Genomic DNA, 19740 nt, shown 5'->3' with positions numbered 1-19740 from the left:
ATGTGACGTGGTGTATGATTAATCGTGTGAAAGGTAAGGTGAAGGAAATGAGTAAAGAAATACGTAAGACCATGCCTTTACTACCAATCAGTATAGTCATGCAACTAACTGATTTAACCGCTCGCCAAATTCGTTATTACGAAGAACATGAGCTGATCACACCTGCAAGGACTGAAGGCAACCGTCGGATGTTTTCATTGAATGATGTTGATGTTTTACTAGAAATTAAAGATTTACTAGATCAAGGCATTAATATGGCAGGTATCAAGAAGGTCTTCGCAATGAAGAATGAGCCAGTATTGGCAAAACAAGCTAAAACTGATATTACAGATGAAGATTTAAGACGTATTTTAAGAGAAGAAATGCAACAGGCACAGAGGATGCAAAAATCCTCAATTAGACAAGGTGATTTATCTCGATTCTTTTTATAAGAACCGGGTTTTATAAAATTTATTGTAAATTTATAGGAGAGTGATTAGTGTGGGAAAATACACAAAAGATGATATTCGTAGACTTGTAGAAGAAAAAGAAGTTAAATTTATTCGTTTACAATTCACAGATATCTTAGGTACTATTAAGAACGTTGAAATTCCTGTAAGCCAATTAGAAAAAGCACTTGATAATAAAATGATGTTCGATGGTTCTTCAATTGAAGGTTTTGTTCGTATTGAAGAATCAGACATGTACTTATATCCTGATTTAGATACTTTTATTGTTTTCCCTTGGACAACTGGAAAAGGTACTGTTTGTCGCTTTATCTGTGATGTATACAAAGCAGATGGAACTCCATTCGAAGGAGACCCACGAAATAATCTACGTCGCATCTTAGGCCGCATGGAAAAAATGGGCTTTACAAGCTTCAACTTAGGACCTGAACCAGAATTCTTCCTATTCAAATTAGATGAAGATGGAGAACCAACTCTTGAGTTAAATGACCACGGTGGTTACTTCGATTTAGCTCCAACTGACCTTGGTGAAAACTGCCGTCGTGATATCGTGTTGGAATTAGAAGAAATGGGCTTTGAAATTGAAGCTTCTCACCATGAAGTTGCTCCTGGTCAACACGAAATTGACTTTAAATATGCAAATGCTATTGAAGCATGTGATAATATTCAAACATTCAAATTAGTTGTTAAAACAATTGCACGTAAACATGGTTTACACGCAACATTCATGCCAAAGCCATTATTCGGAGTAAATGGTTCAGGTATGCACTGTAACGTTTCATTATTCAAAGGTAAAGAAAATGCATTCTATGATGAATCTGCAGATTTACAATTAAGCGAAACTGCTTTTCAATTCATGGCTGGTGTATTAAATCACGTTAAAGGATTCACTGCTGTTACAAACCCAACAGTAAACTCTTACAAACGTTTAGTTCCTGGTTACGAAGCTCCTTGCTATATTGCATGGTCAGCTCAAAATCGTTCACCTTTAATTCGTATCCCAGCTTCTCGTGGATTATCAACTCGTATCGAAGTACGCTCAGTTGACCCAGCTGCAAACCCATATTTAGCTATGGCTGTTATTCTTGAAGCCGGTTTAAATGGTATCGAACAACAACTTACACCACCTGCAGCAGTAGATCGTAACATCTATGTGATGAATGCTGAAGAACGTGCTGAAGCAGGTATCGGTAACTTACCAGCTAACTTAAACGATGCACTTGCAGCTCTTGCAGAGGATAAAGTAATTCAAGAAGCTCTTGGTTCTCATATCTATGCTAACTTCCGTGAAGCAAAAGAAATCGAATTTGACATGTTCCGTACACAAGTACACCAATGGGAACGTGACCAATACATGAAAATGTACTAAGATTTAAAGCGTTGGGGCTCTAAGCCTCAACGCTTTTTCTTTGACCACAAGCATTTAGCTTGTGGTCATTATTTTTTTGTTTGACCATAAAAGTTTTATCATTAATTATTTCGTAGTTTTTCTCTGCATGTATTCATCCAATCTTTCAATCGATACATTCTCCTTAGTTCTCGTTCCATGTGAATAAATATCTGAAGTAATTTGAATAGATTTATGACATGATTGTTCTTGAACTTCTTTTAAAGTGTAAATTTAATGCCTTGAATCCAATTGTTAAACGATGCATGAGAAAAAACGCAGTCAATTGGCTAACGTTTTTTTATGTAACTGCCTGATTGAGGAGAGTTACCCTTATTGATTAACAATCTATGGTATAATGTATATGTAATGACTACTTTTAAGGGGAGATAAACATGTTAACTAAAATTAGAAAAGTTAAGTTTCAACCCGAATTTAAAAATCCGGTTTATGAGGTAATCCTTGATTGTCCAAAAGAGAATAAACTCTATATTAAATTTGACTACACATATAAAAATAAGACATTTATGCCTTCACAAGTTAATTATAATAAAGAAGACAAGGGAGCAAAACTTGCTTGGTATACGCAGAAAGTTGAGAAAATGACTGTTCAAGAGTTTCTAGGACAAATTGCGCAAAAGATAAATAAGAAATATAATTTCAAGTTCAGAGAAACGCATTAAATCTTAAACTTAGAATAACCATAATTATTTAGCATAATTTTATTGAGTTGGAATATTGAAAAATTAGACACATCCACATCTGATGTGTTTTTTATATGCCTTCCACAGTTTTGTGGAGGGTTTTTATTATGAAGAAAATGTATGTATGATCCTTCTTGATTTAATAATTTTTAAATTCAATTATTCTACTATTTTGTTTGTGCATTTCATCGTGTTTTTCAATTGATTTATTCTCCAGCTTCAAGTAACATTACTGAATAGTAAGTCTAGCTGAATTCTTGGATTATATAAAAAACAAATTGAAAAGTCGAATCTGTTATAGTTCTCTTATCAAGCTGAAAATTGACCAACTTTTCTGAACGACTAAGTTAGTCCTTGATTTCATCCTCGTCCTTATTTCCACTTCCAAATAACTTATTGTTATTTTACAAATTTCCTTATTATTTTTTGAGTATCTGTTGTTTTTCGATACAACTAGCCATTTATGAGGATTTAAGATCATAAGAGATGCTAAAACAAATAAGTGCAAAAGTTTATAAATCAGTATTGTTTTTATTTGTATCTTCTGTATCTTTTTGTTTTATGCAAAAATAAAATACTATTCTATGTTATATTAATTAAATGTGTAATATAATCCCTATAAACACGTTATTTATACTGGAAATAGGAGGTGAAAAAGTGAAACAGGTTACTAAAGAAAATTTCTTTTTATACGGACATGATTTTGAAGGCATTGTCGGGGAAAAAGACATTTTCACAGGTCTATATCGAGCTATATTGAATTATTCTGGTTATCCTGAGCCATTCAGTGAAGGTATAGGTGAAAGTAAGGAGGAAGCTATTAATAATGCTGCAAGAAAAGCATTAGCTTCCAATTCTTTAGAAGCTGTTAAAAGATTATATGACTAATGCAATGATCATAGGGCGTCATACGACGTCCTGTATTATATTGCGTTCTCAAGCCTAAAATGTATGTACCATAGAGGGAAATTCTGAACATCTAAATTTTTGTATCAAAACGGAGAAGGTCTTTAATACAGGAGAATAAAATAAAAAAACACGCTTGAAGATTCATTCAAACGTGCTTATACGAAATAAGGAGAATTTCAACAGACGGTGGAATAACCGTCATTTTCATCTTTAGCAAATAATTGATATTTTATTCATTTTATAATAATAGACTTCCAGCTCATTCAGTTTTGTCATATTTATCATATTTAATGGTTAATATAATCTTCATTGAGAATGCTATATATTTCTATGTCTATTATTCCTTTTCCGGGCCATAATGTTGCTTGCCTAATTAATCCTTCTTTTTTAAACCCATTTTTTTGGAGAACTTTTTTAGAAATTTCATTTGCAGGCATTACCTCGGCTTGAATACGGTTAATATTAGCCTTTTCAAATAAAAATCTAACGATTGTACGAACTGATTCTGATGCAATCCCTTTTCCCCAATATTCTTCTGCTAAATAATATCCAATAGTTACCATATTCACTTTCTGATTAAAGTCCATGCATTCAATAATTCCCACCAAATGATTGTTTGTATTTTTTTTGAAAATACCCCATTTGATTTTCCTTTTTTTATGATAATCTCTTTCAAAATGACCGATCATTTTGCGTACTGTTTGTATATTATGCTTCGGAATAATTCCACAGAAATCAAATACATTTTTGTTATTATAAATTGTAAATACTTCTTGTAAATGTTCCTCTTCTATTTTTCTTAGAATCAAATTTTCAGATTCTAATTGTGGGAAAACTTCAAAAATGATGTTAATATCCATACCATTCTCCTTTTTTGTGTGAAATAGATTCGAAGGTTTAATAATTATTGATTACAATAATTTTACACTATTAATTGTTTTTGTTATATTTTTCCCCTTGCATTATATATGAAAATCAAATTATTTATCATAATAATTAATGGCATAAATTATATTATGAAAACTTTATGTAGTAAGTATCAGGAGATGTTTAATAAAGATACAGTATCTCTAGCAAGCTTTTTATGTTGAAAAGGATATAATAAAAGTGGACATAAAAACGGAAAGGGAACGAGATAAGATGAATATAAATACTATAGTAAAAAATCTAATGAGTCATAATTTCTCACTTGAAAAGCCAAGCAATATTTTAGTGATTGGAGATAACAGTACAGGTAAATTAGCAAAACAGTTTGAAGAAGGTTTAGACGCTGATGGATGGAAATGTGATTTTTATAGGATGGAAGATCGTTCAAAAGATGGAGAGGAACCTCCTGCAGAAGTAGCAGAGAAAATGTTAAATTACGCAGTAGTATTTTGTTTAACAAAATATTCACTTACACATACAGTAGCAAGACGTAAGGCAAATGAAAATGGCACAGCTGTCATTACAATGCCGGGTATTACAGAAGATATGTTTCTAAACGGTGCTATGAAAGCTGATTATACGAGAGTTGAAAAAGAAACATTGGAACAAGCTGAAAAACTTACAAAAGCTTCAAACGTAACAATTTTTACCGCCGAATTTTATAAATTAACCATTCCGATAGCATCAAGAAAAGGGATTCCTAGTACAGGTGTATTTCGTAGTAAAGCAGCATCAGGAAATCTTCCTTCAGGTGAAGCGTATATAGCCCCACTAGAAGGAAAAGCTAATGGCGAGATTTTAATTACGGGATCTATAGCGGGAATTGGACTTATAAAAGAACCTGTACTTCTTACAATAGAAAATGGGCGATTAATGAACGCAACTGGTGAGCAAGGAAAAGAACTATTGAAAATTTTAGGTGAAGGCAATGGTCGAATGTTAGCAGAATTAGGGATTGGTACGAACTATGAGGCAAGAATTATAGGGCGTATTTTAGAAGATGAAAAAGCGTATAATACGATTCATATTGCATTTGGATCCAATCATACATTTGGAGGAACGATAAAAGCAGATGTTCATATTGACTGTGTAACAAAAAATCCTAGAATTGTTTGGTCATAAAAAGTGTCAAATAAATTATTGGAGAAAAAAGCATCCAAATCTATTTAATTAGAATAGATTTGGATGCTTTTTCATATGATATTAATGAACATTTCGATACAATCCTACTACTTTACCAAGGACAGAAACATTTTCTACAATAATGGGTTCCATTGAAGAATTTTCTGGTTGAAGTCTGAAAAAACCGTCTTCTTTATAAAAACGTTTTACAGTGGCTTCGTTTTCTTCTGTCATTGCAACAACAATATCACCGTTATTTGCTGTAGCTTGTTGTTTTACGATCACATAATCGCCATCTAGAATACCTGCTTCAATCATAGATTCACCCATAATTTCAAGCATGAAAATATGATCATCAGAAGTTCCATAATAGTCTGGAATAGGGAAATATTCTTCTATATTTTCAATCGCTGTTATTGGCAATCCTGCGGTAACTTTTCCCACTAGCGGAACATGCATGACGCCTTGTTTTGAAATATTATCTTGATCCAAAATTTCTATTGCACGAGGTTTAGTTGGATCTCGACGAATAAGTCCTTTGCTTTCAAGTCTATTTAAATGCCCGTGGACAGTAGAACTTGATGCTAATCCCACTGCCTCCCCAATTTCGCGGACGGAAGGTGGGTATCCTTTTGTACGAACTTCTTCTTTAATAAATTCTAGTATATCTTCTTGTCTTTTCGATACTTTTTTCAATCCATTCACCTCTTATCTTAGTATTCTTCTAATTGTTAAATTTAGTATAGCATTACCGAACAAACTATGCAAACGTAGGTTCGAAAAAACGTTTGACAAAAACAAGTGTTCGTTTTATAGTGAGAACATACATTCCGAACAAACATTCGATGGAAGGGAGATTCATATGAACTGGGTTAAAAAAAATCAAAATACAGCATTAGTAATTGCATTCGTAACAATTGGTATGATTATTCTTTTTATTTCAAATAGAGATACTACAAAATATACAAATATTGAAATACAAGAGGGAGATACACTTTGGTCATTATCCGATCAATATAAAGGTAAGTTATCAAACGATGAATGGGTTCGTATAGTGAAAAATGAGAATAATATAATTGACGATAAAATAATAGCTGGTCATACTTTAATTATCCCAGAATATAAAAAAACTATTTTAGGAAACGAAGGAATAGAATTGGCGAGTGAACGAAAATGACGAATAGTAAAGCAGTGTTGTATTGTCGTGTAAGTACAGAAAAAGAAACACAAGATACTTCAATAGAAAGACAAGAGATTGAGTTAAGAGAGTTTGCACAATCTAAAGGTTATGAAATAGCAAAAGTATTCACTGATCGACATAGTGGATATGATATTGATCGAGAAGGCTTATTAGATTTATTAGAATTTATAAAGGATTATCATATTTCTACCTTATTTGTTCAAGATGAAACACGTTTAGGGCGTGGTAATGGACGAATGGCAGTTTTGCATTTATTGCAAAAGATGAATGTTGATATATTTACCTTAAGTGATTCTGGTAATATTCAGTTAAATGATATGGATACTATGTTACTTGAAATTTTAGCCCTTGTTGAAGAATATCAACGTAAATTACATAATGCTAAAATAAGAAGAGGCATGAAAAGAGCGGTACAAAATGGTTATAGACCTGAGAATAATTTGAAAGTTCGTGGTAATCCAGAAGGTAGAGAGCGGATTGAGATACCAATTGAGCAAATAATTAGTTTAAGAGAAAAAGGTATGACATTTGAAGAAATAACGGCTACTTTAAAAGGTTTAGGATTTCAATTAAGTAAAGCAACCGTACACAGAAGATATAAAGAATATGTTGAGGAACATGGAAAGTAGGGATTCGTTAGAAAAAATATTATCTTACAGAAAACAGCTGTATTCCAAATTAAGGAGTACAACTGTTTTTTATTGTGGTTAGACTTTCCTCGTATAAGATTTGTAAACCTTTCTTTAATTCATCTAATGAGGCATATGAATAGGACAAACGAATATGGTCTGAATCATCAGGATCATAAATATAACCAGGATTAATCAATACTTTTCTTTTAAGAAGTTTTAAGAAAAATTCCTTTGTTACAATGGGTTCATCAAATCTTAACCAAATATAAAAACCCCCGCTTGAATTTTCCCATTTAGCGATTGAACTGAACTGTTGATTAAGAATATTCTCTACAAATTTTGCACGAAACCTTAAATGTTCTCGTAATTCAATTAAATGATTTTCATAAAGGTCTGAAGTTAGCCAGTATGTCACAATCTCTTGTGAAACGGCACTTGAACCATAATCCATCTGCATTTTAATATCAGCTAATCTTTTAATAACAGGAGTTGGTCCAACGATCCAACCAATCCGTAATCCTGGGCTTAATGTTTTCGAAATACTTCCAATGTATAGAACTTGTCCAGCTGTATCAAGGGATTTAATAGATGGTATTGGAGATTGAAATAATAATTCAGAGTAAACATCATCTTCAATAATGGGGATTTGTAGTTCTTTGCAAGTATTGTATAAATGCTGTTTCTCTTGAAATGTCCAAACTCTCCCAGTGGGATTATTCAATGTTGGAACAGTGTAGAAAATCGATTGCCTATTCTTTTTCTTCAATTGTAATGTTTGTTTAAGTTGCTTATCTCGGTTTACGGATTTCATCTGCATTCCATATGATTGAAATGGATGAATAGAATTGAGATACGAGATAGGGTCTTGAAACACAATGGATCCTGTTTCAAATAATCCCACTGCCATCAATTGAAGTGCTTGTAATGCCCCTGATACGATTAATATATTTTCTGGTTTAGTGGTAATCCCACGCTTTTTTAAATAGTTACATAGTTCATGGCGCAATTTTGTACTACCTTGAGGGGAAGAATAGCCAAAATCCTTTCCGTCAAATGACAGTTTATGTAGGGATTCTTTCAATTGTTTAGTTGGCAATAAAGAAGGGGAGAGTTCTCCAGTTCCTAAACGAATAATTGAATCGTCTTGCTCAAATTCGTTTATTAGCTGAATCGTATGGTAGTTAGGCCTATGGATACTTGCTTCAATATATTTTTGCCAATTTGGTTGGTTGTTTTTTGCTAAAACGTTCCATGAATTATTAGCAACAAATACACCAGAACCAACTTTAGAGTTTAAAATTCCATCTGCTTTTAATTCTTCTAAAGCCTGTTGAATAGTGCTACGGTTCACATTAAATTGTATTGCAAGCTGACGCTGTGGGGGTAACTTAGTCCCTACACCCCAGTCACCTGACTGGATTTGATCTAAAATCCAGTTAATAATTTGGCGTTGTATACTAATTGATGCCTTCCTAGTTGGTTTCCACATGCTATTTTCCCCCTTTTGAAAATTGGGTGGTTTTATTACCATCCAATTGGACCTTTTCTTATTTATATAACATAGTACGATGGTAAAAGAAAGGGAGTTGTATAATGGAAGCATTTATTCATGGAATTATTTTGGCATTCGGCTTAATTGTTCCTTTAGGCGTACAAAATATTTTTGTTTTTTCTCAAGGAGTAACACAACCCAATATTTTTAAAGCAATACCTGCAGCTATAACAGCAGCACTTTGCGATACATTTTTAATTATTTTAGCTGTTTTTGGGTTATCATTAATTGTTTTGCAATTTGAATGGATTCGTCTTATTTTATTAATTGGTGGCATCTTCTTTTTACTATATATGGGTAAAGTGATATGGGGCTCAAATTCTGTAGAGATTAAAGGGAAATCGGCACTACCAATTAAACAACAAGTCTTTTTTGCATTATCGGTATCGTTATTAAATCCACATGCATTGTTAGACACAGTTGGTGTTATTGGGACAAGCGCATTAAAGTATAAAGGGTCTGATCAAATTCTATTTGCTGTTGCATGTATGGGTGTTTCATGGATTTGGTTTTTTGGAATAATGGTTGTAGGAGCTGGCCTAAAAAGGTTACATATTTCTGAAAACGTTTTTGTGATATTAAATAAAATTTCTGCATTATTTATATGGGGAACAGCCGTGTATTTACTGATTAGTCTGTTATAACTTCTTGAATTTAGAAAAAAGAATCCCAATAATATGTTAAATAGCAAAAGTATGATAGATTTTGTCGTTTAAATGGAGCTTTAAGCTTGCGCTTAAAGCTTTTTTTGCATACCTTTAAGTTAAGGTAGTAATGAAAGGTGTGTATAATATGTTACCAAAAGAAAAAATTCAGCGTATTAACTATTTATCGAAGAAATCAAAAGAGACAGGTTTGACTGTTGAAGAAGCGAAAGAACAAACTGCACTTCGTAAAGAATATTTGGATACTTTTCGCGAGTCAATGAGGGGCACAATTGAAAATGTTCGTATTTTCGATCCAAATGGTGATGAAGTGACTCCAGCAAAATTGCGAGCAAAGCAACAAAAAAACAAACCTTTAAATTAACAGAACAATTGTCTAAAAAACATTGTTTTATGTAGAAATGTTGACTACACTGTAATAGAATAATATTTTGCTTTTAGAAAGGATGTCTATATTCATGACTCAACAAGCAGATCAGCTTGCAATTAATACAATCCGTACTTTGTCTATCGATGCAATTGAAAAAGCAAACTCTGGTCATCCAGGTTTACCAATGGGTGCAGCACCTATGGCTTATACTCTTTGGACAAAACAATTACATCATAATCCAAAAAATCCTAAATGGTTTAACCGTGATCGATTTGTATTATCCGCAGGACATGGTTCAATGCTTTTATATAGCTTACTACATTTAGGTGGTTATGATCTTCCAATGGAAGAAATTAAAAACTTCCGTCAATGGGGTTCATTAACTCCAGGACACCCTGAATTTGGTCATACAGTTGGTGTAGAAGCGACAACTGGCCCACTAGGACAAGGGATTTCAATGGCAGTCGGTATGGCAATGGCTGAAGCACATTTAGCAGGTGTTTATAACAAACCTGAAAACGACATTATTAATCACTATACATTTGCATTATGCGGTGATGGTGACTTAATGGAAGGTGTTTCTGCAGAAGCGGCTTCACTTGCAGGCCACTTAAAATTAGAAAAACTGATTGTTCTTTATGATAGTAATGACATCTCTTTAGATGGTGATTTAAACAAATCATTCTCTGATAATACAGCAGAACGCTTTAAAGCATATGGCTGGAACTACTTATTAGTAGAAGACGGTAACGACATTGAAGCGATTAATAATGCAATTGAAACTGCAAAAGCCCATAAAGGTCAACCTACTTTAATTGAGGTTAAAACTGTAATTGGTTTTGGTTCACCAAACAAATCTGGTAAATCAGCTTCCCACGGAGCACCTCTTGGTAAAGATGAAGTAGTGCTTACAAAACAAGCATACGAATGGGATAATGAAGACTTCTTCGTACCTGAAGAAGTATATGAAACATTTAAACAAGCTGCAAAAGTTCAAGGAGAAGAAGCTGAAGCGGCTTGGAATGCACAATTTGAAACATACAAAGAAGCATATCCTGAATTAAGTGCACAATTAGAACAAGCTATCTCTGGCGAACTTCCAGCAGATTTTGATGCTGAAATTCCAACTTATGAAGCTGGTAAATCAATTGCAACACGTTCATCTTCAGGTGAAGTAATTAATGCATTAGCACAAAAAATTCCAGCGTTCTTTGGTGGTAGTGCCGATCTTGCTGGTTCAAACAAAACAACGATTAAAGGTGCAGGCGACTTCTCAGCAACAGATCGTGAAGGCCGTAATATTTGGTTCGGTGTTCGTGAATTTGCAATGGGTGCAGCACTTAATGGTATGGCGCTTCATGGCGGATTAAACGTATTTGGTGGCACATTCTTTGTATTCTCTGACTATATTCGTCCAGCAGTTCGTCTATCTGCACTTATGGGACTTCCTGTGACATATGTTTTCACACATGATTCAATTGCAGTAGGGGAAGACGGTCCAACTCACGAACCAATCGAACACTTAGCAGCATTGCGAGCAATGCCAAATCTATCTGTGATTCGTCCAGCAGATGCTAACGAATCAGCAGCAGCTTGGAAACTTGCAGTATCTTCTAAAAAACGACCTACAGCATTGGTATTATCACGTCAGAACTTACCAGTTCTAGATGTTGATGTTCAAAAAGTGTATGAAGGCGTTGCGAAAGGCGCTTATGTTGTAGAAAAAGCAAATAAAGACGTTGCAGATGCATTACTTTTAGCAACTGGCTCTGAAGTACAATTAGCAGTAAGAGCGAAAGCTGAACTTGCAAAAGAAGGAATCAATGTAACAGTTGTTTCAATGCCGGATTTTGCTCGTTTTGAAGAACAAGACGAAGCATATAAAGAAAGCGTATTGCCAAAAGCAGTAACAAAACGTTTAGCAATCGAAATGGCATCTTCATTTGGTTGGCATAAATATACTGGTTTTGAAGGTGATGTACTTGCAATTGATGGTTTTGGCGCAAGTGCTCCAGGCGAAATTGTTATGAAAGAATATGGATTTACAGTTGAAAATGTCGTTTCTAAAGTAAAAGCATTATTTGAAAAATAGTGGATTAAAAAAAGTAGAGGTAATTTGCCTCTACTTTTTGTTTTTTGACAAAGAAAGTGTATTATTTACAGTTCAAATTGACAAAATATTCGATAAAATAAAGGTATAATAACATGAAAGAAGGGAGTGACAATAGATGCGTGTTTACTCAATCTTTCATGTCAAAAAAAAGCATCAGTCATTTGTATACGGGAGAGAGCGTTTATTATTCGAATTAATTAATGGATTAAAAACTGAACAAAATGCTTTTTATCCATCGCAGGAATTAGCATATTTATGTGAATTATTGCCGATAAAAGAAATTGAAGCTTTTATTGAGCAATATTTATATGAAAATTTTACTGCTATTCATATGAAGAATCATGAAATTTTTTTGACAAACGAGTTTAAAGGAGATTTACATATTGAAATTCAACCATACTACATGGTAGTAACCTGTGTTGGATCTCGTATGTTGGAATTAGATTTATTTGCAACATTATCCAAAATTAGTTCATGTTTTATCGGATTTAATAAAAATGAAATGGAATGTGGCTGGCTAAAACCACCTAAATTTTCTGTTGTAGCTGAGGGATAATCAGATAAATAGTAGTATCGAAGTAGTTTTTATTGTATAATCCTCTTTGGAGAAACATTTCTCGTATGCGAATTTTAGAGGAGGAAACTTAGTGAGTACTGGATTAGCAATTGCTTTAATAGTAGTAGCATTAATCGTAGGTTTAGTTGGCGGTTTCTTTATGGCTCGTCAATATATGTTCAAATATTTAAAAGAAAACCCACCAATTAATGAACAAATGCTACGTATGATGATGACTCAAATGGGACGTAAACCATCAGAAAAACAAATCAAACAAATGATGAATCAAATGAATAAATTGAGCAATAAATAATTTGCTTTGTCCAATTTGTTAATAATCTTTATGGACAGTCATTTTATATAACTCAATTTTAAATAGTTTAATTACCAATTTTAAAAAATGCCAACAAAAATATCTTTTGTTGGCATTTTTATTATACAATTTTATTTGGCGAAATGGTCCTTATTTAATACATATTCTTTAATAAATTCTCGAACCGTTTCTTCATATTCTTTGGGGTTTGCGTTGAATGATTGGGCATGTGCACCTTGTTCAAATAGTTTTAACATTTTAGGACCTCTCTTTAATCGATATAATTCGATGGTCATACCGGGTAATATAAAATCATCGGGTAAGCTGTGAATAAAAAGTACAGGTTTTTCAATATTAGTAACAGCAGTACGGGGTGCAATGCTTTTTAACCAATAGCCGTCACGTAAGCGCAAGAATATATTTGCAAGCCTAATGGCAAATGGACTCTTAAAGGGCGTTTGTTTTGTAAGTAAATGGTAAAGTTCTTCCGAGAAATCAGAAAATGGACAATCGGCAATATAAAAGTCCGCTTTGTCTTCTAATGTTCCAGCATATAATAAGGTCGTAGCAGCTCCCATTGATTCACCGTGTACGCCAATAAGTGCGTCAGTGCCTAATCTTTCAGTTATTGAATGTAGAACGGCTTGTAGATCAAATTTTTCATAATAACCATAGCTTGTCGTTTTACCACCGGATTCACCATGTCTTCTATGATCGTAAACGACCGTATTAAATCCTAGCCTTTCGAATAGTCGAACATATTTAATAGAGTTCACTTTGTTTTCTGTCACACCATGGCAAACAATCATTGTATTTGCTGTTTGTAAAGGTTTAAAATAAATTCCTTTAATGAGATAGCCATTAGGTGATTGAATACTTAAGTACTCTTTATCAACTGATTCATACCATTTTTCATCATATCTCAATGCTTTTTTTTCGCGTTCTAAGATGAAAGTATCATCCTTTTTCTTGATATAAATAATCCGACTTGTTACGAGATAACCAATAAGAGAGAGGATTCCCCCAACGATACCTGTAATTAATCCAAAAGACCAAATAATCCTTTTTTTCATATTCAACACCCACCCTCTAATTTTGTTGATATGACTAAATTTCTTCATTTGAAAAGGTTGTAAATGTTTAATGGATTGAAATACTTTTAACTATTATTCCGAATTATTTAGTGTTTTTTCTCCGATAGTGTTATTTCAATACACTAAGAACGACAATTTTGTTGAACTTTTGATACATTTAAAATAAAGTACACTCTCCTAAGCTTTATTTTAAAGAAGGATAGTTGAAAAAGGCAAATTTTAGGCTAATGATAAGTGTATTGACGATGGTTTTGAGTAATTTATAATTTTTTATTCGCCATTTTCTCTTCTATATTGTATGAAGGATTTGTATTAACTGTTGATAAAGAATGTACTTAAGGGATAAAATGAACTGATAATAATCGTACCAGAGTTTTAAAAAGGGGAAATTGAAATGGCAAAGAAAAAAAGACAACAACAAAATCACACTCAAATGAATACAATCGACAAAGAAGAAAAGTTAACTTTACAAGATCAACTTAATGGTGATGTTGTAGCTAAATTAAAACTAGCTAAAAAAGAGCTAGTAGAAAAAGAACAACAAATGCAAGAAGAAAAAGAGGCACAACTTGCATTCGAAAGAAAACAGCGTGAAAAAAATAAATCTTTTGCAGAACTACTTGAAGAGTATGGAGATAAAGGTTCTAAATTTTAATGTGAAAATGCGAGAAGAAGTATAACTCCTTCTCGCATTTTTTTAGTCACGATGCGATGTATAGGTATCTTCTTTAGTAAAACCGATAAGCTCTTTGATATTAATAATTGCATCCATCTCTTTATAAGCTTTCATCGTAGTAACTAATTGTTCTTTTGAGCTTGCTCCAACGACTGCAGAAGCAATTGTTGGATGCTGTAAAATTGTTTTAAGTGCAACCGCATGAATAGAAGTTGTAGAATTGGTGATTTTAGTTAAAATATTTTCAAGTTCTTCCTGTGAATAAGTTAGATAGCCATTTGTATTTATCAAGCGTTTTTGCCATTCGTTAGTTAGTAAACCTTTTGCCAGAGAACCCCTAGTTACAACAGAGGCTCCTTGATCTGCGATAAAGTCCAACCACTCTTCCGGTCTTCGATCAAGCATGCTATATTGCATCATAACTGAAACAGCATTGCTAGTTGGCAAGAAACGTTTTAAAACATTAGGTCTAATAGATGAAATACCATATTCACGAATCATACCTTCTTGTTTTAGTTCTTCGAATGCTTCTATTATATTATCCCAGTTATCTTCCATTGTACCTCCGTGTAATTGATACAGATCTATATAATCTGTTTTCAAGCGATGTAAACTATCTTTAATCCCTTCTTTTATATGAGTTTTAGAAGCATCCCAGTGCCAAGAATCGCCTGATGAATCCCAAATGTTCCCTACTTTAGTTGCTAAGATAATATCCTGTCTTTTTTCTTTCATAAATTGGCCAATAATTTCTTCATTTAAGCCACGGTTATAAAGGTCTGCAGTATCGAAATAATTAATACCATAGTCAAGTGCTGAATCCATAATATAGGAAGCATCTTGCAAATTTGTTGGTAAAGACATACAACCTAAACCAATTTCAGAAATATGTAAGTTGCTTGAGCCTAATTGACGTTTTTTCAATATATATCCCTCCTCTAAAGATAATGGTACAATGATTTTAAGTAAAAGAACAATAGCGAGGGTTTTTAGATGAAAAAATTTGAAGAAAAGACACTATCTACAAAGAATATCTTTGAAGGTAGAGTAATCAAGGTACAAGTGGATCAAGTTACATTACCAAATGGTAAAACTGCAACAAGAGAATTAGTGAAACATCCTGGTGCAGTAGCTATTATCCCTATTACAAGCGAAGGGAAAATTATCATGGTAGAACAATTCCGTAAGCCGCTTGAACGGAGCATTATAGAAATACCTGCTGGAAAATTAGAACTTGGTGAAAAGCCAGAACTAACGGCTATTCGAGAATTAGAAGAAGAAACTGGTTATGGAGCAATGGATCTGGAGCTTATTCAATCTTTTGCTACATCTCCAGGTTTTGCGGATGAAGTAATTCACTTGTTTGTTGCAAAAAATTTATTTAAAATCGAACAACCAGCAAGTTTAGATGAAGATGAATTTGTCGAATTATTAGAAGTTTCTATAGAAGAAGCGGAACAATTAGTGAAAGAACAACGTATTTTTGACGCTAAAACAATTTTGGCAATTATGTGGGCGAAAAATAATCTATTAAAATAAGGTATTTTTAAGAGTGATCAGCATAGGTTGTACTAATAGAAAGTAGGTGACCTAGTGAATCGCTCATTGCAAATAACTTATTTTTTTCTAATCATTTCAATTGGCTTTATCGGAGGTATTATCGCATTCAAAATGTCAACACCCGCTCAAAGTGAATGGTTAATTTCCATTATGGACCCTCGATTACAATTAGAAGGAAAGCCAAAATTGTGGCAATCATTATGGCCGATCATCATGCCTTATCTCTTTTTAGTGTTACTTGCTACGCATCAATGGTTTAGACATGTTACAAGACTAGTTGTTGTAAGTAAAAGTGCATTCTTCGGTTTCTGTTCAGCGTATTTAATTGCTACACAAAATGCTTTTTGGAACTATGCACTTTGGTGGTTCCCTGTGCAGTTCATGTACACATGTTTGTTATTATTATTTTCTATTGTCCTCGTACCAAAACCATTTTATAATAGTCGAAAAAAGGGTATACATTGGAAGAGAATTGTTGTTATTAGTATAATGACTTTAATTATCTTTTTCATTGAACTTCTTATCATTCATTTCATGTTTTAGTTTCTAATTATTTATTGATAATTATTATCAGTAAATAATCATTACAAAGAATTAGTCGCTTAATCTTGTAATGAGATTTAAACATTTGGTATAATGGTAGAAGTTTAGGGGGGCGTCGTATGGAGAGCCGTATTGATCGAATTAAAAAACAATTACATGGTGCTAGCTATAAACTGACGCCACAACGAGAAGCGACGGTTAGAGTACTTTTAGAAAATGAGGAAGATCATTTAAGTGCTGAAGATGTTTACCTTTTAGTGAAGGAAAAAGCACCAGAAATCGGTCTAGCGACTGTATATCGTACATTAGAGTTACTAACAGAACTGAAAATTGTCGACAAGATTAATTTTGGCGATGGAGTGTCTCGTTATGATTTACGACAAGAAGGAGCAGCTCACTTTCATCATCACCTCGTATGTATCGAATGTGGCGCCGTCGATGAAATTCAAGAAGATTTACTCGAAGACGTGGAAGCGGTGGTTGAAAGAAGATGGAATTTCCAGATTAAAGATCACCGTTTGACATTCCATGGTATTTGCTGGCGTTGTAACGAAAAGCATGCCGAGGAAGAAAAAAACAAACATACTAACGATCAATAGTTTATAGCGAATTAGTAAAGGATGGCGGTGGTGCTGTCCTTTTTTATTTGAAGAACGAAGAAGCCTTGTGCAGACTTTTGTTGCAAATCTTCGAATCGAAAGCCATTTTTAAAGCTTTCAATTGAAAAATGTTTATTCAATTGTTAAAGCAAGATTACTTTTAACTTGGGAGGGGTTTAGCTGTGAAACAGGAAATACAAGATGCGATAGCAGATTACATACATTTTCTTCGAGTCGAGCGCCAATTATCAGAAAACACATTACAATCATATAATCGTGATATTAAAGATTATTCCAAAAATATCTTCGAAACGCAGCAGCTAGAAACCTTCGATAATATAGATCGCTTTCATATAATGCAGTATTTACAATCATTGAGAAACAAGGGGATATCTGCTCGTACTGTCTCCAGACATATCTCATCTATTCGCTCTTTTCATCAATTCTTACTGAGAGAAAAGAGATGCGACCATGATCCAACCGTTCATATTGAAATGCCGAAAATTGAACAAAAATTACCAAAAGTATTATCAATAGAAGAAATCGATCGTTTAATTGCCGCACCAAATGTTGCTAAACCACAGGGGGTTCGTGATCGTGCCATGTTGGAATTACTGTATGCAACTGGGATGCGTGTGAGCGAGTGTATTGAACTTAATTTAGATGACATACATTTAACGATGGGGTTTGTAAGGGTATTTGGTAAAGGTGGAAAAGAACGTATTATCCCTTTGGGGAATTCTGCCATTGAAGCTTGCACTAACTACTTAAATAAGGCTCGTTTCCAATTAGAAAATGTAAAATTACGAACAGAAGCGTTATTTATTAATCAAAGAGGGAAAAGATTAACTAGACAAGGTTGTTGGAAATTAATGAAGGGGTATGCTGAAAAAGCCGGCATTGATAAAGAATTAACACCACATATTTTAAGACACTCTTTTGCAACACATCTAATTGAGAATGGAGCCGATTTGAGAGCTGTACAAGAAATGCTAGGTCACGCAGATATTGCGACAACACAAATTTATACGCATATTAGTAAGACAAGATTATCTGAAGTTTACAAACAATTTCACCCTAGAGCATAATTTTTCTTTTGTCAGATGTCTGACCTTTATTTTTTTTCGAAATTTGATAGAATGAATGTATGAACAAGGAGGATATTTTGATGAACATAAAACCGTTTAAACGTATTCACGTAATCGTTATGGACTCAGTTGGTATTGGCGAAGCTCCAGATGCGGCTAAATTTAATGATGTTGGTGCTGACACACTTGGACATATTGCTCATGAAATGAAAGGGCTATCAATGCCAAATATGCAACGTCTTGGCTACACAAATATTCGAGGCTTAATTGGACTTGAAGATCTTAAAGGTATGAAATCCGTTGAAAGACCAGAAGCACATTATGGTTATATGCAAGAGGCTTCAGTAGGTAAAGATACAATGACAGGTCACTGGGAAATTATGGGCCTTAATATAAACAAACCTTTTAAAGTCTATCCCAATGGTTTCCCACAATCATTAATTGATGAACTAGAAGAACGTACGGGACGTAAAGTACTATGTAACAAGCCAGCATCAGGTACACAAGTTATCGAAGACTTTGGTAAAGAACACATGGCAACAGGGGCGATTATTGTTTATACATCTGCTGACCCTGTACTACAAATCGCAGCACATGAGGATGTTATACCTCTTGAAGAATTATATAAAATCTGTGAAATTGCACGTGAAATTACTTTAAAACCCGAATACCTAGTAGGACGTGTAATTGCACGTCCATTTGTAGGGGAACCTGGGAACTTTACTCGTACCTCTAACCGTCATGATTATGCGTTAAAACCATTTGGTCGTACAGTAATGAATGAGTTAAAAGATGCTGGATTAGATGTTATTGCATTAGGGAAAATTTCTGATATTTATAATGGTGAAGGTGTAACGGAAGCAATTCGAACAAAAGACAATACTGATGGCATGGATCAACTAGTAAAAGTTGTGAAAAAAGATTTTCATGGTCTATCCTTCTTAAACCTTGTAGATTTTGATGCAAAATATGGTCACCGTCGTAACCCAATAGGTTATGGTGAAGCCCTTGAAGAATTTGATCAACGTCTTCCTGAGGTCTTAGAATTAATGGATGAAGATGATTTACTAATGATCACAGCCGACCATGGTAATGATCCAACATTCCCAGGAACTGATCACACTCGTGAGTTCGTTCCATTGATTGCGTTTTCACCACGATTTAAAGAAGGAAAAGCACTTCCAAAAATGAACACATTTGCATCACTTGGTGCAACAGTTGCTGAAAATTTTGGGGTTGAATTGCCTGAATACGGTAAAAGCTTTTTGCAACTTTTAAAATAA

At 33.7% G+C, this 19740-nt stretch carries 23 protein-coding genes; 18 read left to right on the top strand and 5 right to left on the bottom strand.

All coding sequences use genetic code 11. The annotated features are described in order from the left end of the window. Positions 1 to 47 precede the first annotated feature (47 nt). The 4 genes from CEF14_RS09255 to CEF14_RS09240 all read left to right on the top strand — a co-directional run bounded on the left by CEF14_RS09255 (position 48) and on the right by CEF14_RS09240 (position 3425). Entirely contained in the window at positions 48 to 431 is a 384-nt protein-coding gene (locus tag CEF14_RS09255; protein ID WP_102694356.1) for a MerR family transcriptional regulator, read from the top strand. A gap of 49 nt (positions 432 to 480) precedes the next feature. Further along, the gene (gene glnA, locus CEF14_RS09250; protein ID WP_102692581.1) at positions 481 to 1815 is read left to right on the top strand and encodes a type I glutamate--ammonia ligase; all 1335 of its coding nucleotides are present in this window, start codon (positions 481 to 483) and stop codon (positions 1813 to 1815) included. A gap of 413 nt (positions 1816 to 2228) precedes the next feature. Then, positions 2229 to 2516 carry a hypothetical protein gene (locus CEF14_RS09245; protein ID WP_102692580.1) on the top strand — a complete coding sequence of 96 codons (288 nt, stop codon included), beginning with the start codon at positions 2229 to 2231 and terminating at the stop codon, positions 2514 to 2516. A gap of 678 nt (positions 2517 to 3194) precedes the next feature. Next, on the top strand, positions 3195 to 3425 hold the full coding sequence (locus CEF14_RS09240) for a dsRNA-binding motif domain-containing protein (protein WP_102692579.1): 231 nt from the start codon (positions 3195 to 3197) through the stop codon (positions 3423 to 3425). 308 nt (positions 3426 to 3733) lie between these two features. On the opposite strand, the gene CEF14_RS09235 is transcribed toward CEF14_RS09240, so the two are convergent. Next, positions 3734 to 4306, bottom strand: a complete 573-nt coding sequence (locus CEF14_RS09235; RefSeq protein WP_102692578.1) for a GNAT family N-acetyltransferase — start codon at positions 4304 to 4306, stop codon at positions 3734 to 3736. 280 nt (positions 4307 to 4586) lie between these two features. Here CEF14_RS09235 and CEF14_RS09230 point away from each other — a divergent pair, with 280 nt between their 5' ends. Beyond that, positions 4587 to 5495, top strand: a complete 909-nt coding sequence (locus CEF14_RS09230; RefSeq protein WP_102692577.1) for an aminopeptidase — start codon at positions 4587 to 4589, stop codon at positions 5493 to 5495. A gap of 81 nt (positions 5496 to 5576) precedes the next feature. On the opposite strand, the gene lexA is transcribed toward CEF14_RS09230, so the two are convergent. Then, positions 5577 to 6191: a transcriptional repressor LexA gene (lexA, locus tag CEF14_RS09225; protein ID WP_102692576.1), complete on the bottom strand. Its 615-nt coding sequence runs from the start codon at positions 6189 to 6191 to the stop codon at positions 5577 to 5579. A 166-nt stretch (positions 6192 to 6357) separates the two neighbouring features. On the opposite strand from lexA, the gene yneA reads away from it, so the two are divergent. Beyond that, complete coding sequence (gene yneA, locus CEF14_RS09220; protein ID WP_102692575.1) at positions 6358 to 6672, top strand: cell division suppressor protein YneA; 315 nt, start codon at positions 6358 to 6360, stop codon at positions 6670 to 6672. Then, positions 6669 to 7325 (top strand): YneB family resolvase-like protein, encoded by a 657-nt coding sequence (locus CEF14_RS09215; RefSeq protein ID WP_102692574.1) that lies wholly within the window; start codon positions 6669 to 6671, stop codon positions 7323 to 7325. The genes yneA and CEF14_RS09215 overlap by 4 nt, the downstream gene beginning before the upstream one ends. Positions 7326 to 7374: 49 nt before the next feature. On the opposite strand, the gene CEF14_RS09210 is transcribed toward CEF14_RS09215, so the two are convergent. Then, a complete protein-coding gene (locus CEF14_RS09210; RefSeq protein ID WP_245890131.1) occupies positions 7375 to 8817 on the bottom strand; it encodes an aminotransferase-like domain-containing protein in 1443 nt (480 codons plus the stop codon). Positions 8818 to 8921: 104 nt separating this feature from the next. Between CEF14_RS09210 and CEF14_RS09205 the strand changes: the two genes are divergently transcribed. The 5 genes from CEF14_RS09205 to CEF14_RS09185 all read left to right on the top strand — a co-directional run bounded on the left by CEF14_RS09205 (position 8922) and on the right by CEF14_RS09185 (position 12897). Then, positions 8922 to 9524, top strand: a complete 603-nt coding sequence (locus tag CEF14_RS09205) for a LysE/ArgO family amino acid transporter (RefSeq protein WP_102692572.1) — start codon at positions 8922 to 8924, stop codon at positions 9522 to 9524. 148 nt (positions 9525 to 9672) lie between these two features. Then, a complete protein-coding gene (locus tag CEF14_RS09200; RefSeq protein WP_102692571.1) occupies positions 9673 to 9909 on the top strand; it encodes a DUF896 domain-containing protein in 237 nt (78 codons plus the stop codon). A 94-nt stretch (positions 9910 to 10003) separates the two neighbouring features. Further along, entirely contained in the window at positions 10004 to 12007 is a 2004-nt protein-coding gene (gene tkt, locus CEF14_RS09195) for a transketolase (protein ID WP_102692570.1), read from the top strand. Positions 12008 to 12143: 136 nt separating this feature from the next. Then, a complete protein-coding gene (sirA, locus tag CEF14_RS09190) occupies positions 12144 to 12584 on the top strand; it encodes a sporulation inhibitor of replication protein SirA (RefSeq protein WP_102692569.1) in 441 nt (146 codons plus the stop codon). A gap of 91 nt (positions 12585 to 12675) precedes the next feature. After that, positions 12676 to 12897, top strand: a complete 222-nt coding sequence (locus tag CEF14_RS09185) for a YneF family protein (protein WP_102692568.1) — start codon at positions 12676 to 12678, stop codon at positions 12895 to 12897. A 131-nt stretch (positions 12898 to 13028) separates the two neighbouring features. Here CEF14_RS09185 and CEF14_RS09180 read toward each other — a convergent pair whose 3' ends face one another. Beyond that, positions 13029 to 13970, bottom strand: a complete 942-nt coding sequence (locus tag CEF14_RS09180; RefSeq protein ID WP_102692567.1) for an alpha/beta hydrolase — start codon at positions 13968 to 13970, stop codon at positions 13029 to 13031. Positions 13971 to 14385: 415 nt separating this feature from the next. Between CEF14_RS09180 and CEF14_RS09175 the strand changes: the two genes are divergently transcribed. Next, positions 14386 to 14646, top strand: a complete 261-nt coding sequence (locus CEF14_RS09175) for a YqkE family protein (protein WP_102692566.1) — start codon at positions 14386 to 14388, stop codon at positions 14644 to 14646. A 42-nt stretch (positions 14647 to 14688) separates the two neighbouring features. Here the strand turns inward: CEF14_RS09175 and CEF14_RS09170 are convergent, their stop codons facing one another. Further along, complete coding sequence (locus tag CEF14_RS09170) at positions 14689 to 15591, bottom strand: aldo/keto reductase (RefSeq protein WP_102692565.1); 903 nt, start codon at positions 15589 to 15591, stop codon at positions 14689 to 14691. 69 nt (positions 15592 to 15660) lie between these two features. Between CEF14_RS09170 and CEF14_RS09165 the strand changes: the two genes are divergently transcribed. The 5 genes from CEF14_RS09165 to deoB all read left to right on the top strand — a co-directional run bounded on the left by CEF14_RS09165 (position 15661) and on the right by deoB (position 19740). Continuing rightward, positions 15661 to 16206 (top strand): NUDIX domain-containing protein, encoded by a 546-nt coding sequence (locus tag CEF14_RS09165; RefSeq protein WP_102692564.1) that lies wholly within the window; start codon positions 15661 to 15663, stop codon positions 16204 to 16206. A gap of 54 nt (positions 16207 to 16260) precedes the next feature. Beyond that, complete coding sequence (locus tag CEF14_RS09160) at positions 16261 to 16770, top strand: hypothetical protein (RefSeq protein ID WP_102692563.1); 510 nt, start codon at positions 16261 to 16263, stop codon at positions 16768 to 16770. A 119-nt stretch (positions 16771 to 16889) separates the two neighbouring features. Beyond that, positions 16890 to 17369 carry a ferric iron uptake transcriptional regulator gene (gene fur, locus CEF14_RS09155; protein WP_102692562.1) on the top strand — a complete coding sequence of 160 codons (480 nt, stop codon included), beginning with the start codon at positions 16890 to 16892 and terminating at the stop codon, positions 17367 to 17369. A gap of 182 nt (positions 17370 to 17551) precedes the next feature. Continuing rightward, positions 17552 to 18457, top strand: a complete 906-nt coding sequence (gene xerD / locus CEF14_RS09150; RefSeq protein WP_245890129.1) for a site-specific tyrosine recombinase XerD — start codon at positions 17552 to 17554, stop codon at positions 18455 to 18457. A gap of 80 nt (positions 18458 to 18537) precedes the next feature. Further along, positions 18538 to 19740: a phosphopentomutase gene (deoB, locus tag CEF14_RS09145; RefSeq protein ID WP_102692561.1), complete on the top strand. Its 1203-nt coding sequence runs from the start codon at positions 18538 to 18540 to the stop codon at positions 19738 to 19740.

This window comes from Rummeliibacillus pycnus, from assembly GCF_002884495.1.
Lineage (GTDB): Bacteria > Bacillota > Bacilli > Bacillales_A > Planococcaceae > Rummeliibacillus > Rummeliibacillus pycnus.
This window is presented reverse-complemented; position numbering and strand designations above follow the sequence as displayed.

Coding starts and splice junctions, on each gene's coding strand:
- CEF14_RS09255 (WP_102694356.1), top strand. CDS start 48: ATGAGTAAAGAAATACGTAAGACCATGCCTTTACTACCAATCAGTATA.
- CEF14_RS09245 (WP_102692580.1), top strand. CDS start 2,229: ATGTTAACTAAAATTAGAAAAGTTAAGTTTCAACCCGAATTTAAAAAT.
- CEF14_RS09235 (WP_102692578.1), bottom strand. CDS start 4,306: ATGGATATTAACATCATTTTTGAAGTTTTCCCACAATTAGAATCTGAA.
- CEF14_RS09230 (WP_102692577.1), top strand. CDS start 4,587: ATGAATATAAATACTATAGTAAAAAATCTAATGAGTCATAATTTCTCA.
- yneA (WP_102692575.1), top strand. CDS start 6,358: ATGAACTGGGTTAAAAAAAATCAAAATACAGCATTAGTAATTGCATTC.
- CEF14_RS09215 (WP_102692574.1), top strand. CDS start 6,669: ATGACGAATAGTAAAGCAGTGTTGTATTGTCGTGTAAGTACAGAAAAA.
- CEF14_RS09210 (WP_245890131.1), bottom strand. CDS start 8,817: ATGTGGAAACCAACTAGGAAGGCATCAATTAGTATACAACGCCAAATT.
- CEF14_RS09205 (WP_102692572.1), top strand. CDS start 8,922: ATGGAAGCATTTATTCATGGAATTATTTTGGCATTCGGCTTAATTGTT.
- CEF14_RS09200 (WP_102692571.1), top strand. CDS start 9,673: ATGTTACCAAAAGAAAAAATTCAGCGTATTAACTATTTATCGAAGAAA.
- tkt (WP_102692570.1), top strand. CDS start 10,004: ATGACTCAACAAGCAGATCAGCTTGCAATTAATACAATCCGTACTTTG.
- sirA (WP_102692569.1), top strand. CDS start 12,144: ATGCGTGTTTACTCAATCTTTCATGTCAAAAAAAAGCATCAGTCATTT.
- CEF14_RS09180 (WP_102692567.1), bottom strand. CDS start 13,970: ATGAAAAAAAGGATTATTTGGTCTTTTGGATTAATTACAGGTATCGTT.
- CEF14_RS09175 (WP_102692566.1), top strand. CDS start 14,386: ATGGCAAAGAAAAAAAGACAACAACAAAATCACACTCAAATGAATACA.
- CEF14_RS09165 (WP_102692564.1), top strand. CDS start 15,661: ATGAAAAAATTTGAAGAAAAGACACTATCTACAAAGAATATCTTTGAA.
- fur (WP_102692562.1), top strand. CDS start 16,890: ATGGAGAGCCGTATTGATCGAATTAAAAAACAATTACATGGTGCTAGC.
- deoB (WP_102692561.1), top strand. CDS start 18,538: ATGAACATAAAACCGTTTAAACGTATTCACGTAATCGTTATGGACTCA.